This window comes from Novipirellula caenicola (assembly GCF_039545035.1).
In the GTDB taxonomy this organism is placed as follows: domain Bacteria; phylum Planctomycetota; class Planctomycetia; order Pirellulales; family Pirellulaceae; genus Novipirellula; species Novipirellula caenicola.
Genome location: NZ_BAABRO010000001.1, coordinates 397,423 through 410,932 on the forward strand (window position 1 = coordinate 397,423; position 13,510 = coordinate 410,932).

The 13,510-nt window shown below is 55.1% G+C and carries 11 protein-coding genes; 8 read left to right on the forward strand and 3 right to left on the reverse strand.

Annotated features, from left to right (window positions below; genetic code table 11):
* Window positions 1–10: 10 nt before the first annotated feature.
* Together ABEA92_RS01470 and ABEA92_RS01475 are read left to right on the forward strand one after the other, a co-directional pair.
* Window positions 11–1,009: a glycosyltransferase family 4 protein gene (locus ABEA92_RS01470; RefSeq protein ID WP_345681989.1), complete on the forward strand. Its 999-nt coding sequence runs from the start codon at window positions 11–13 to the stop codon at window positions 1,007–1,009.
* An 81-nt stretch (window positions 1,010–1,090) separates the two neighbouring features.
* Window positions 1,091–1,924: an FkbM family methyltransferase gene (locus tag ABEA92_RS01475; RefSeq protein WP_345681990.1), complete on the forward strand. Its 834-nt coding sequence runs from the start codon at window positions 1,091–1,093 to the stop codon at window positions 1,922–1,924.
* Window positions 1,925–2,577: 653 nt separating this feature from the next.
* On the opposite strand, the gene ABEA92_RS01480 is transcribed toward ABEA92_RS01475, so the two are convergent.
* On the reverse strand, window positions 2,578–3,027 hold the full coding sequence (locus tag ABEA92_RS01480) for a hypothetical protein (protein WP_345681992.1): 450 nt from the start codon (window positions 3,025–3,027) through the stop codon (window positions 2,578–2,580).
* Window positions 3,028–3,266: 239 nt separating this feature from the next.
* On the opposite strand from ABEA92_RS01480, the gene ABEA92_RS01485 reads away from it, so the two are divergent.
* Window positions 3,267–4,385, forward strand: a complete 1,119-nt coding sequence (locus tag ABEA92_RS01485) for a glycosyltransferase family 4 protein (RefSeq protein WP_345681993.1) — start codon at window positions 3,267–3,269, stop codon at window positions 4,383–4,385.
* Window positions 4,386–4,506: 121 nt separating this feature from the next.
* Here ABEA92_RS01485 and ABEA92_RS01490 read toward each other — a convergent pair whose 3' ends face one another.
* Window positions 4,507–5,394, reverse strand: coding sequence for an SHOCT domain-containing protein (locus tag ABEA92_RS01490; protein ID WP_345681994.1), 888 nt, complete (start codon window positions 5,392–5,394; stop codon window positions 4,507–4,509).
* Between the two features lie 533 nt (window positions 5,395–5,927).
* Here ABEA92_RS01490 and ABEA92_RS01495 point away from each other — a divergent pair.
* Together ABEA92_RS01495 and ABEA92_RS01500 are read left to right on the forward strand one after the other, a co-directional pair.
* On the forward strand, window positions 5,928–6,347 hold the full coding sequence (locus ABEA92_RS01495; protein WP_345681995.1) for a hypothetical protein: 420 nt from the start codon (window positions 5,928–5,930) through the stop codon (window positions 6,345–6,347).
* Window positions 6,348–6,613: 266 nt separating this feature from the next.
* Entirely contained in the window at window positions 6,614–8,383 is a 1,770-nt protein-coding gene (locus ABEA92_RS01500) for a GspE/PulE family protein (RefSeq protein ID WP_345681996.1), read from the forward strand.
* Window positions 8,384–8,594: 211 nt separating this feature from the next.
* Here the strand turns inward: ABEA92_RS01500 and ABEA92_RS01505 are convergent, their stop codons facing one another.
* On the reverse strand, window positions 8,595–8,807 hold the full coding sequence (locus ABEA92_RS01505) for a hypothetical protein (RefSeq protein ID WP_345681999.1): 213 nt from the start codon (window positions 8,805–8,807) through the stop codon (window positions 8,595–8,597).
* Window positions 8,808–8,873: 66 nt separating this feature from the next.
* Between ABEA92_RS01505 and ABEA92_RS01510 the strand changes: the two genes are divergently transcribed.
* The 3 genes from ABEA92_RS01510 to ABEA92_RS01520 all read left to right on the forward strand — a co-directional run bounded on the left by ABEA92_RS01510 (window position 8,874) and on the right by ABEA92_RS01520 (window position 13,471).
* Window positions 8,874–9,992, forward strand: coding sequence for a type IV pilus twitching motility protein PilT (locus ABEA92_RS01510; protein ID WP_345682000.1), 1,119 nt, complete (start codon window positions 8,874–8,876; stop codon window positions 9,990–9,992).
* Between the two features lie 224 nt (window positions 9,993–10,216).
* Window positions 10,217–11,935 (forward strand): GspE/PulE family protein, encoded by a 1,719-nt coding sequence (locus tag ABEA92_RS01515; protein ID WP_345682001.1) that lies wholly within the window; start codon window positions 10,217–10,219, stop codon window positions 11,933–11,935.
* Window positions 11,936–12,040: 105 nt separating this feature from the next.
* Window positions 12,041–13,471 (forward strand): type II secretion system F family protein, encoded by a 1,431-nt coding sequence (locus ABEA92_RS01520; protein WP_345682002.1) that lies wholly within the window; start codon window positions 12,041–12,043, stop codon window positions 13,469–13,471.
* The last annotated feature ends 39 nt before the right edge of the window (window positions 13,472–13,510 follow it).

The window sequence follows — 13,510 nt, forward strand, 5'->3', positions numbered from 1 at the left end:
CGAAATTGCAATGAACTATTTTTATGACCAGCGGTGGTGTGGGCAGCACGGGATCGGACGTTTTGCATCGGAAATCCGCAAACAGCTTACCGATTTTCACGACGTCCGGCTGACATCAAAACCGTTGGCGTTGCGAGACGGCATGGCGCTGTCAAAATTTCTTAGACGCAATCAAGCAAGTTTGTATGTGTCGCCGGGATTCAACGTCCCGTGGAAACTCAGCTGCAACGTGGTGGTGTGCATCCATGACATGATCCACACCCATTTTCGACAAGAAGCATCGATCGCAAAAACAGCCTACTACCGTTTGTTTCAGCGTCCCGTGGTAAGACGATCCGCGTTGACGTTGACGGTGTCGCAATACAGTCGGCGAGAAATCGTCGAATGGTATGGCATCCCCGAAGAGCGTGTCGTCGTGGTGGGCAACGGAATTTCGGAATCGTTTACTGCGACCGGACCAAGGTTTTCGCATCCTCGGCCATACATCCTGTATGTCGGCAACACCCGACCTCACAAAAATGTCGAATGTTTGCTCGAGGCCGTCAAGCGGCTCGATCCAACCACCACGCCGGACTTGGTGATGGTGTGTCGCCCCACCGCTGAGCTGAAGCAGTGGATTTTCGAAGCAGGGCTAACCGATCGCACGACCATCCTTTCGGGAATCGATGACACACAATTGGCGTCGGTGTACCGCGGAGCCGAGTGCCTCGTATTCCCCAGTTTGTACGAAGGCTTCGGTTTGCCCGCCGTCGAGGCGATGGCGTGCGGATGCCCCACGCTGTTGTCCGACCGCACCTCGTTACCGGAAATCGGCGGAGACGCTGCGGTCTACTTTGACGCAAGCTCGGCAGACGAGTTGCGTGACCACCTGCACCGCTTTTTTAGCGGCGCTGTCGACCGGGATGAAATGATCAAACGGGGACTCGACAGGGCGACCCAATTTTCATGGGAATCCGCTCGCAGAAAAGTTCGCGATTCGCTTGTGCAAGCGAAGTTGTTACCTGCCTAATGTATCGTTCTTTGTATTTGTTTAGTCGAGCTGGTCTGAAAAAAGCTCACGTGAACCGCATTGTCGTCAAGGAAATTCGAAGTGAGTAAACTTACGCATCGAGCCAAACTTTGGCTAAAGTCACGCCTGAGTCGACTCTCAGGACGCATCATTGGCAAGCACGTCCGCGCCCTGATCATCCAGTCGGGGAAGTACAAGTTCGCAGTTGACCCTCAAGACATCGGAGTCGGCCGACACCTGCGACTGCGCGGCGTCTATGGCGCGGACGAGCTCGAGCGGATGTCAAAGTACTATGACGAAACGTCCACCGTCGTGATCGTGGGAACGCATGTGGGCACCATCGCCATCCCCATTGCGGATCAATGCAAGCGTCTGATCGCCTTTGAAGCCAATCCGGAAACGTTTGAGCTTCTTTCCATGAACATGGCAATCAACCAATGCACAACGATGACCGCTCACAATCTTGCCGTCAGCAATCGTGAGTGTGAGTTGAAGTTCTTGATCAATCAGGCAAACTCGGGCGGCAGTAAAATTGTGCCCGAGAACAAGACGTTCAACTATTACTATGACTCGCCCAAGGAAGTCACGGTCAAAGGGGTCGCCGGCGACACGTTGATCGATGCCGAGTCGATTGATTTGATGGTCATGGATATCGAAGGCTCCGAGTACTTTGCGCTGCAAGGGATGCCACGAGCACTGTCGGTCACCAAAACCCTCATCGTTGAGTTTGTTCCGCACCACTTGCGAGATGTTAGCGGCGTGAGTGTGGCCGATTTCCTAGAAGTGATTGGCGACTTTTCGAGGCTGACGGTTCCATCAAAAGGGATCACCGTTGAACGTGACCAGTTTCTGCCAACGCTTCAGAAGATGTTTGACGCGGACGAGGATGACGACGGAATCATTTTTGAAAAGTAATCCCTCCGACCACAAATGACACCGAGCTCGTTTGGTCTGCATTGCAAACGCGATCGGTGCGGCGATAGCGGAATGCGGTGACGCATTGTGATCACCATGGCTAGCGTGATGGCGGTTCCGATAGGCGATGTTCCGGCGTCGAGATTAGGCATCGGCAAAACCAAATCTGGGCCAAGCATCGATTGCGCCAAGTGGTGTGCGTGGCGGAGCCCCCTAGCGCCGTGCCGCTCGAGGACTCCGCGACCCCGCGGGCGTGGGTGCAGTCCTTTGCAACTTGATTTTTTTCGATGGTCGCTCTGGGAAGCACGCGGCGTTTGCTAACGCTTCGCCTTCGCGGGTTGACGCGTGGCGATCGGGTGCCCCGCGAAACTCTTGACGGCTTGTTGATTTAGTGAAGGTTCCTGCGGCAAAGGGTGTAGGATGGACTTCCTAGTCCGTCAAAGGTGGATTCGACGGACTAGGAAGTCCATCGTACAACTAAAACAACAAGCCGCTGAACGGTTTGTTGATTTAATGAAGTTTCCTGCGGCAAGGCGTGTAGGATGGACTTTCTAATCCGTCAATGGTGGATTCGACGGACTAGGAAGTCCATCGTACGAATAAAACAACAAGCCGCCCGCGACTTTCGCTACCGTGTGGGGGCGATGATGGGCTTAGTTTTGTGCCAGCTTGTCGGCGTCGTCGTTTTCGCTGACGTACGGATTCTCACGCACTGGGCCCATCTTCTTGGCTTTGGGTTTGACCGACGCCGAGTAGGAGATGCAGGGATTGCCGATCGGACCGTGTGCAGCCCCTGGTGGGGTCATGAATTCCGATTCCAAACGACCGCGATAACTTGTCGGAGCGTTGACCATCGGCGGTGCCGCAAACGGGCTCATTCCGTAAGGCCGCGCATAGCGGGCGCCGTAATAGACGGGGGGATTGGTGGCAAAATAGGGGGGCGTTCGTAGCGAGGTTCCGTAGTAGGAACCATACGGACTGTAGAATCCGTAGCCGCCGAAGGGAAAGAACCCACCGGCGTCGGGGTACTGGGCTGAGGCCGATTCGGACGTGGCGACCACGGCGGCCAAGGCAAATACGGCAGCGACAACGATACTTTTCATCGAAAACCTCAACTGAACATCATGGGGGCTTGGATTGGCGCAATAATTCTGCGACTCTCGCGATCAAAAAACGGAGGGCCCCCGTACGACCCTATGCTTACGCATAACCCCTACGCTAGTTCGCAAATCGCAACCTTTCAACCAATTCGTTCCGACATTTCACCAAATCGTTGTTTCCCCGCTTGGCCGCCCCACTCCGAAGAACCGTCGTTCCCGTCCACCTGTCGAGTAATTAATCCGTGAAAATCGTTTGCATTATTCATTCTCTTAGTGGCGGCGGTGCCGAGCGGGTGATGGCAGCGCTGGCATCCCAGTTGTCCGCTCGTGAGCACGAAGTCGTGCTGGTGACGTTTGATGACGCTCGCACCGACCGACACGAAATCGCAGAGACGGTGCGGCGAATTCCGCTGCGGGTGATGCGTGCCAGCCGCGGACGCGTCGACAAAGCGATGAACCTTCACCGCCGACACAAGGCAATCCGCAAAACGATTGCGACCGAAAAGCCTGATGTCGTGTTGTCGTTTTGCGATCGCACCAATCTTGACGTGCTGCTGTCGACGATCGGCATGAAGGTCCCGATCGTGATCAGCGAACGCAGCGACCCGGCCCAACAGTCGCTCGGATTCTTCTGGGAAAACATGCGGCGACGATCCTACAAACGAGCCGCCCGGGTGGTCGCCCTGACCGACGCCATCGCCCAAACCCTCGCCCCGCTAAGCCCTCGGCCGATCGCGGTGATCCCTTCGGCGATCACACCACCGCGTTGCCGTGACATCGAACATGAAAACAAAATCATTTTGGGAGTCGGTCGCCTGGCCCCCGAAAAAGGATTCGATCGATTGATCGAAGCGTTCGCAAAAATCGCGGCCGATGCGCCTTCGTGGTCGCTGAAAATTTTGGGCGAAGGAGCGATGCGAGAGCAGCTGCAGCGTCAAGCCGACCAGGCGGGGATCAGCCGACGTTTGTCGATGCCCGGCTGGCTGCGTCCGATCGCACCGGAATATGAAATCGCGACGCTGTTTGTGTTGCCCAGCCGCTACGAAGGATTTCCCTCGGCACTATTGGAAGCGATGGCAACCGGGCTGCCCTGTATCGCGATGAAATGCCAAAGCGGGTCGTGTGAAATCCTCTCGCACAACGAAAACGGATTGCTGGTCGACGACAGCGTCGATGCGTTGGCCGATGCGATGCGTCACTTGATTCAAGACGAATCCGAACGCGTGCGGCTTGGCAACGCCGCGACCTCTATCGTCAATCGATTCGATATGAAGTCGATGGTCGATGCCTATGAGGACCTTTTGCGTGAAGTCGCAAACGATGGCCGCAAGTTGCGAAAACGCTCAGAAGATTTGGCGTAGCGCCGAAATGCAACGCCGCGAAAAATTGCCCGTAGCGGAACTCGTCAAGAGTTTCGAAGGAGCCTCTGTCACTCGGACGAAAGTCTTGACGACTTCCGCTACGGTTTGGCTGCTTGGCGGTCTAAAGACGACCTAGCAAGTCTCGTTTCTTCTCTTCAAATTCTTGGTCGCTGATGTAACCCTTCTCTTTTAGCGATCCGAGCCGCTCGAGCGTGCCGAGAACGTCCTCGTTGCCTGCGGATTGCTGACGGTTCATGTTGCCGTTGTCCGAATCCGCGGGCGGGTTGCTAAGTGACGGATTGTTGGCAGACGGATTGTTGGCAGAAGCTGCGGGTGCGGCCGCCGACGGAGCTGCTGCCGCCACTCCGTTGCGACTCACCACGGGCAGCGTTGCCAAATTGACGGTGCCGTATTGGCTGGTGAACGTGATCGAACTGCCACCACCTTGCTGTTGGCCAAAGCCACCGATTTGGTGATCCAGCGTATCGTAGACCCAAACGTCCGAGCCTGTCTTGACGGCCAAGCGACGATTCCAGGGAAAGTAGGCGTAGCGTACGTTGTTTTGAGCGCCGGTGGCGTTGGGCACTCCCAGTTCCTCGGGCCACCAATTCTGGTCAGGATCGGGAATGAACAAACTGTTGTTGCTGCCCATCGCGCCCGAAGCCTGGGACTGCGAATTGCCGCTCCCTTGGCATTGGCCACCTTGACTCTGGCTTTGGAACGATCCGACAAAGGGCGAGGTTTGATGATTGGCCAATTCGTTGGCGATATCGTTACAAATATTCTCAACGCGAGATTTCAGTTGGTAGTTGAACAAATCGCTGACCATCGTCATTCCGCCGCGCATCCATTGGCCGCAACCGCCGAACTCGGGATGGTTAAACTGAGCCATCGATCCATTGCCATTGTGAATGGCGATCAACATATGCGTGACCGCGTCGGTCGACAGCCCGTGACGCTGGCCCAGTCGTTGAACGATTTCGTTCCCCGCAGGTGATAGCTGTGGCATGGTATCGTACGTTCCTGAATCGGATTTACCGATTTCAAACAAAGGGGAGATAGAAAAGTTGACTCGTTCCGCCACGAGGTGGCGACGCCACTGGTTTCCATTTTGACGACTACCCGCCGGCAGGGGAAGCGTGCGTCGGCGAATTGTTCACCGCGAGATGCAGTTTGCTCGCACCGAGTTCGAGCCGATCCCGAGTCAGTCTCGAGTTGCAGCAGTGCAGCGTGGTACCACCGTTCGTCGCAAAACTCGCCAAACGATACAGTGAAGCTTCCTGCGGCATCGGGTGTAAGATGGACTTTTTCGTTCGTCAATCGTGTCTTGGACGGACTAGGAAGTCCGCCCTACGACTAAATCAACAAGCCGCTCACCAATTCGCGGCGGTGGATGAACGCAAACCCAGGCCAGGTGAATTTGAAGCATGATCAAGGTGGGTCAGGGGCCGTGTGTGGCAAAGCGTTTGGATCGGCATTAGAATGATCCGCACTTGTTCGGCGAGAACAAAACCACCTTCAATGCGCATAAGGCGACGCACTGTGAGTTTCGATACCGGCAACCTACCTCCGCAATCTCCCTACTCGCCGCCGCAACGACACGGCGGGCCCACCGCAGCTAGCGAATTTCCGCAAGGTAAAAAGCAGTCCGGGTTCGGCATCGCCTCGTTCATCATGTCGATCCTGGTCGGCATCGGCGCGTTCACGATCATTTTGGTGGCAGGGTTCGCCGAAGCATCCAGCCCCGAGGGGATCGACGAAGAATCGCCGATCGCCATCATTGTCGGGCTGTGTATTTTCGGCATCATCGGGCTAAACCTGCTGGGGATTGGACTGGGAGTCGCTGGGCTGTGCCAACCCAATCGCTCACGAATCTTTGCGATCCTCGGGCTGGTCTTTAACGGCATGGTGATCATGGGCATCATCGGAATCATGGCGTTGGGTGTCGCCATGGGCGGCTAGCATTGAACCAGCGAGTTCGAGCAACAACCCCATCGAAATCACGACGTCCGTGGCAACCTCGACCTCGCCGCAGAAGGTTGCCAACGTGCGGGCCCTCGATGCGCAGCGTTAATTACAAACTTCGCTGCCGCTTGGCCCAACTTCATCATGTTTTTGCGAGCTTGTCTTGGTATCCTATAGCTAGCGGAGCCAACGACTTAGACTCCGTCTGAAAACACTTATCTTGATCGCACGTCGATCCCTTCAAACGCGTAGAGACATCTGAAATGAGCCAAGCGACTCGCGAATTTACCGATTTGCTCCTGAAGAAAGGCATCATTAGCCTCGACCAACTGACCGAAGCCGAGGGGGTAGCCCAGAACACGAAAGCCGATGTGGGCGATGTGCTGGTCCAAATGGAGTACGCGACGCCCGAAGAGGTGGCACTCGCACTCGCTGAATTCCACAAAATTCCCTTTGTCGACCTTCGCGAAGAACGGATCGCCGAATCGGTGATCGAATTGATCCCCGAATCGGTGGCGCGTGAAAACACCATTTTGCCGTTCAGCAGTGACGAAGAAGGGACGCTGCGGATCTTGATCGCCGACCCTTTCGATTTCGCCACGGTGGAAAAGTTGCGGTTCATCCTGAACCGCAAAATCGAAACCGCACTGGCGCCGAAATCGGCCATCATTGGGGCGATCAACCAGTACTATGGGCAGGTCGAAGGGGAGTCGGCCGACTCGATGCTGCAAGAATTTACCGATACGGCGATCGACTTTACCGAAACCAGCGACGATGACGGCGGAGGTGCCGGTGGCGACGAAACGGTCGACGACAATAGCGCCCCGGTCATCCGCCTGGTCAATCTGATGATCCAGGAAGCGGTCCAGCTGCGAGCCAGCGATATTCATGTCGAGCCGTTCGAACATCGGGTTCGAATTCGTTATCGAATTGACGGCGTTTTGGTCGAGCGAGAGAACGTGCCTCGCCGAATGCTCTCGGCCGTGATCGCCCGTATCAAGATTCTGTCGAAGATCGACATTTCGGAAAAACGAAAGCCTACGGACGGTCGAATCAAGATCACGGTGGGTGACAAACAGCTCGATTTGCGGGTCAGTATCATCCCGACCAACCATGGCCAGTCGTGCGTGATGCGGCTGTTGGACAAAGACAACATCAAAGTCGGGGTCCGGCAACTCGGTCTTTCCGAACGCGACTTCCGTAATTTCAACTCGCTGATCCGCCGCCCCAACGGCATCATCCTGGTGACAGGCCCAACGGGGTCGGGCAAGACGACGACACTGTACGCCTCCCTGAACGCGCTGAACCGTCCGGACCGCAAGGTGATCACCGCCGAAGACCCGGTCGAATACTACTTGCCCGGGATCAACCAGGTCGAAGTCAAACACAACATCGGATTGGACTTTGCTCGCATCATTCGCGCGATGCTGCGTCAGGCCCCCAATATCATCCTGGTCGGCGAGATGCGGGATCATGAGACTGCGGCGACAGGAATCGAGGCCAGCCTTACTGGACACCTGGTTTTCAGTACCCTGCATACGAACGATGCGCCCAGCGCGATATCGCGAATGGTGGACATCGGTGTACCCGGCTATATGGTGGCGAGTAGTGTGATTGCGGTCTTGGCCCAGCGTTTGGTGCGGACGATCTGCCCCCGCTGCAAGGTGCGATACCAACCATCCGAAAGCGTGCTAGCGGATTCGATGCTACCACCGGAAATGATCAAGCAGGCTGAGTTCACTAAAGGCAAGGGATGTTCGTTCTGTGGACGCAGTGGATACCGCGGCCGAATTGGTATCTACGAACTGATGTTAGTGAACTCGAAACTGCGTGAGTTGATGTTCAAGGGTGCGAGCACTTTGGAACTTCGCAACGCAGCCATAAGAAACGGTATGTCAACACTTTACGCCGATGGAATGCTGAAGGTGATCCGCGGCGTGACGACGTTTGAAGAGGTCAATCGCGTGGCCAAACGAACCGAGCTCGAGGACATCGCATTGGCGCATATCACCAAAGATTTGGCGTCACTTTGATCACTTGGCTTTGCTTTCAAATCGACTCGATTGCGAGTCGATTTGGCAACGTATTGCGGCCAATAGCGTTGGGCGAAGAACCATCGTAGCCAGCCGCCCAAAGAGGCGACACAGACCCACCCGACGGAACCATTCCCCCTACCATGCTAATAGCGGAAGTCAGGACGCCCGAGGTACGAGTTACCGAATCGCTTTTTTGATGTCACCACCGTCAAAACAGGTGAATTCTTTGAATGCGAGCAATCCCATGTGATAATGGTGACACCGCCGCAATTATTTTCTTCTTCACGGCGTCTTTTCGATCGAACTTATTTTTCCATCCATCAATGTCAAAGCGAGCTTCGCGGCCGCCGTTGTCCATCACCACTGAAATTGACCTGCGTTGAAATTGATTTGCACTCAACGATTGGATCATCGATTTCATGGGATGACGGTAATCCGAACCGCTTTTCTCCGATTTCGCCCCTTTTAAAAATCAGACGTTCCCTTCATGGCCACGGTGCTCATTGACAAGCTGCTGCAGGCAGCAATCAAGCAAGGTGTCAGCGATATTCATATTGTGGTTGGGCAACCACCGGTGTTTCGGCTGCATGGACGGATGCGAAAACTTGATACCAAGACACTCGACGCGGCCGACGCGGTGGGTTTGATGAAGAGCATCACCCCAGAGCGTTGTCAGCGAGAACTACAAGAGACAGGCAGCGCCGACTTTGGGTTCGCTTTTGGTGAATTGGCACGTTTTCGTGTCTCGGTGTTCAAACAGCGTGGTTTCATTTCGATGGTACTGCGTCAAATCCCCAACGATAAATTAACCCCTGAACAGCTCGGGTTGCCCGAATCGGTGGTCAAGATGGTCCACCGGCCGCGTGGATTGTTCTTGGTGACCGGACCGACGGGTTCGGGAAAAAGTACGACGCTGGCGAGTTTGATCAACTTGCTAAACGAGACCGTCGACCATCACATCATCACGATCGAGGACCCGATCGAGTTTTATCACGACCATAAAGAGAGCACGATCAATCAACGCGAAGTCGGCGTGGACGTGCCAAGTTTTTCCGAAGCGATTCGGCGTGCGTTGCGGCAGGACCCCGACGTGATCCTAGTCGGCGAGCTTCGCGACTTGGAAACAATCGAAGCGGCGATCAGTGCGGCGGAAACCGGGCACGTGGTTTTCGGCACGCTACACACCAACAGTGCTCAAGGTACCGTCAACCGAATCATCGACGCGTTCCCAGGAAATTTGCAGGACCAAATTCGAACTCAATTGGCCAGTACGCTGATCGGTGTGGTTGCTCAAACGCTGCTGCCCAAGATCGGTGGCGGGCGAGTGGCGGCCTACGAGATCTTGGTGGTCACCCCCGGGATCGCGAACCTGATCCGAGAAAACAAAACGTTCCGTATCAACAGTGCGATGCAGACCGGAGCGAAGTTCGGGATGCAGTTGATGGACGATACGCTGTTCAACCTGTGGCGTGACGAGTTGATCACGGTCGAAGATGCGCTGGGCAAGGCGCACCGCCCGGATGACCTCGCCAAACGAATCGTTCAATTCCGTCACGGCGAAGGGGACGCTCCGATCCCGATCCCCGAAGAAAACGGAAAACACTAGCAGGATAGGCTTCCAGCCTGTCACCGTGGGATAGGCTTCCAGCCCGTCAACGTGGGATAGGCTTCCAGCCTGTCAACGTGGGATAGGCTTCTAGCCTGTCAACAGAATCACTAACCAAGACAGCCACCGCAGCGAAGCTCTTGACGAGCTTTCGCGATGGGGACGCGGCGACGGTCGCTTCCTCTCCCTTTTAAACTTCATCCTTTCAACTTCGAACCGTTACCATGGCCGCACGTCGAATTGGACAAATCCTCGTCGACCTCGGTTTTTTGACCGACGAACAACTCGAGATTGTGCTCGAAGAACAAGAGCAACAACCGGGTGCGTTGTTCGGTAAAATTGCCGAAGACATGCAATTGATTACCGACGAGCAGCTAATCCAAGCGCTCGCCGAGCAGATGTCGATGCAGACGGTTTCGCTTGAGGACGCGGAGATTCCGGTCGAGGTGCGTGAAAAGATCACCGAGACCATGGCTCAGTTGTACCGGATCGTGCCGATTCGGTTCGAAGAGGATTTGAATCGTTTGACCGTCGCCACGTGCGACCCTCAAAATCTGACGATTCAAGATGAGCTGCGAACGTTCTTGGGGTACGACATCGCGATGGTCGTGACGACCGAACGCGAAGTCTTGCAATACATCACCAAGCACTTTGATTCGGAATCCGAGAGCGTCGAGAAGTTGGTCGCCGAATTGGCGGACGACGAAGAGTTGAAAAAGATGGTCTCGGCGCTTGAGACTGAAAAATTCAACATCACCGACGCCGAAGCGCTCGCCGATTCCGCTCCGGTGCGAAAACTGTTGAACATGGTGTTGTTGTTGGCGATCAAGGATCACGCCAGCGACATTCACTTTGAACCGTTTGAAGACGAGTTCCGAATTCGCATCAAATCCGAAGGCGTGCTTTACGAAATGGTTCCGCCGCCGCGTCACTTGGCGTTCGCGATCACAACGCGGATCAAGGTAATGGCGAGTTTGGACATTGCCGAACGCCGGATGCCGCAGGACGGCCGGATCGAATTGATGGTCGGGGGTCACCCGGTCGACCTTCGCGTCAGCGTGTTGCCGACGATCTTTGGCGAGAGCGTCGTCATGCGGGTTTTGGACCGCAGCGTTGTGAATTTGAGTCTGGAAAATGTCGGGATGGACGCCGTGACGATGAAGGCGTTCCGCAAGGCGATCGATCGTCCCAACGGCATCATTTTGGTGACGGGCCCGACCGGTTCTGGAAAAACGACGACGTTGTATTCCGCGTTGTCGGAAATGAACGACATCAAAGACAAATTGATGACGACCGAGGACCCGATCGAATACGACATCGAAGGGATCATTCAAATCCCGATCGACAATGACGTCGGGGTGACGTTCGCGAGTTGTTTGCGAGCGATTTTGCGGCAAGACCCCGACACGATCCTGGTCGGCGAAGTCCGAGACTTGGAAACCGCCGAGATCGCGATCCAGGCGGCGTTAACGGGTCACTTGGTGTTCAGCACGCTCCACACCAACTCGGCCGCCGCCACCGTGACACGACTCAAGGACATGGGCATCCAAGCGTTCATGATTTGTGCGACGGTCGAAGCCATTTTGGCTCAGCGATTGGTTCGCCGAATTTGCACCAAGTGCCGCGAAGAGACCAAGGTCAGCAGCAGTTTGCTGTTTGACTTAGGCATGGACCGCGAATCGATCAAAGGCAAAAAGTTCTTCAAAGGTGCTGGCTGCGACAATTGCAACAACACCGGTTACAAGGGCCGGATTGCGATGTTCGAGTTGATGCTGATGAACGATGCGATCCGCGACATGGTGATGAACAACGCGTCGACGGACGAAATTCGCGACTTGGCTCAAAAGGACGGAATGACCACGCTGCGAGAATTCGGCATGGGCTTGGTCATGGATGGCATCACCACGCTTGACGAAGTGGTCCGCGAAACGGTCGAAGAGTAAACGCAGAAAACACCGCCGCGACGTTCCTCGTGCGTCGCCCAACGTCCTGGCAACTTTGCCACGACCAACAACTTCATTTAAACCTTTCAACCTTTAACATCCATCATGCCTGTTTATCAATTCGAAGCGATGGACGCGACCGGACAAGAGATCCGGGATGAGATCGATGCGGCCAACGAAGAAGAGGCGCAAACCACCATACGCCAGATGGGGTACTTCGTCACGAAGATCTCCGTCAAGAAACAGGCTGCGGCGAAGGCAGCAGGCAAGAAGAAGAGCGGCTCGATCGGCCGAGTCAAAAGCAAGTACATCTGTGCGTTTACGCGTCAGCTATCGATTCTGCAGGACGCCGGGCTACCGATTTTGCGGTCGCTAAAGATTTTAGAGAACAACGAAAAACCGGGCCGATTGAAGTACGCGTTGCAGTCAGTGTGCGAAGAGATCGAAGGGGGATCGACGCTTAGCGAAGCGATGTCCAAATCGCCCAAGGTCTTCAACCGCTTGTACGTGAACATGATCAAAGCGGGCGAGGCCGGCGGTGCTCTGGAAACGATTTTGCAGCGGTTGGCAGAGTTCATGGAGCGAGCGGAATCACTCAAGAAAAAGGTCAAAGGGGCACTGATCTATCCTTGTGTGGTTGTCACGGTCGCCTGTTTGATCCTGACGTTCATCATGTTGTTCATCGTTCCGACGTTTGAAAAGATGTTCGACGAGTTCGGGCTGACTTTGCCGCTGCCGACGTTGTTGTTGATCGCGATGAGCAACTACATCGCCAACTACTGGTTCCTGTTGATCGCGATGCCGGTCTGTTTCTTGATCTTCGTCAAACTCGTTCGCAAATTCCGGCATGGGCGAATCGGGTTCGACAATTTCATCTTGAAGGTTCCGGTCTTCGGCGGATTGATCGAAAAGAACATTCTCGCGCGGACAACGCGAACGCTGGGAACATTGATCAGCAGCGGCGTGCCGATTTTGGAAGCGATCAACATCACACGTGAAACCGCCGGCAATGCGGTGTTTGAACGGATCTTTACCAAGACGAATGAACAGATTCGCGAGGGTGAAGTGATCAGCAAGCCGCTTGCTGAACACAGCGAACCGGGGTTCCACCCGATGGCATTGTTCTTCTGGGCGCTGTTTGGCATGTTCCCGGGCGTGATGGTGTTGTCGGTCGCGATAACCGCACGCGGCAGCAAGATTGACGAAGCCGGGATGGTCGGCGCGTTGATGATGATGTCGACGTACATGATCATCGGTGGCGGCGTGTTATCGGGACTGTGGTACGCCACCAAGATTAAATCAAAGGTCATCAGCGACTTGGTCGTCAACATGGTCGACGTCGGCGAAGAGACAGGCGAGCTCGATACGATGCTTTACAAGGTCGCCGACACGTACGACGAAGAAGTGCGAACGTTGACCGACAGCTTAACCGCGTTGATGGAGCCGATCATGATCGTGTTCCTCGGCTGTGCGGTCGGTTTTATCGTGATCAGTTTGTTTATGCCGCTGGTCGAATTGATTACCGGATTGAGCTAGTTGCCGCTGGCACCTCGCATCGAGCGGCGGGTCATCCGG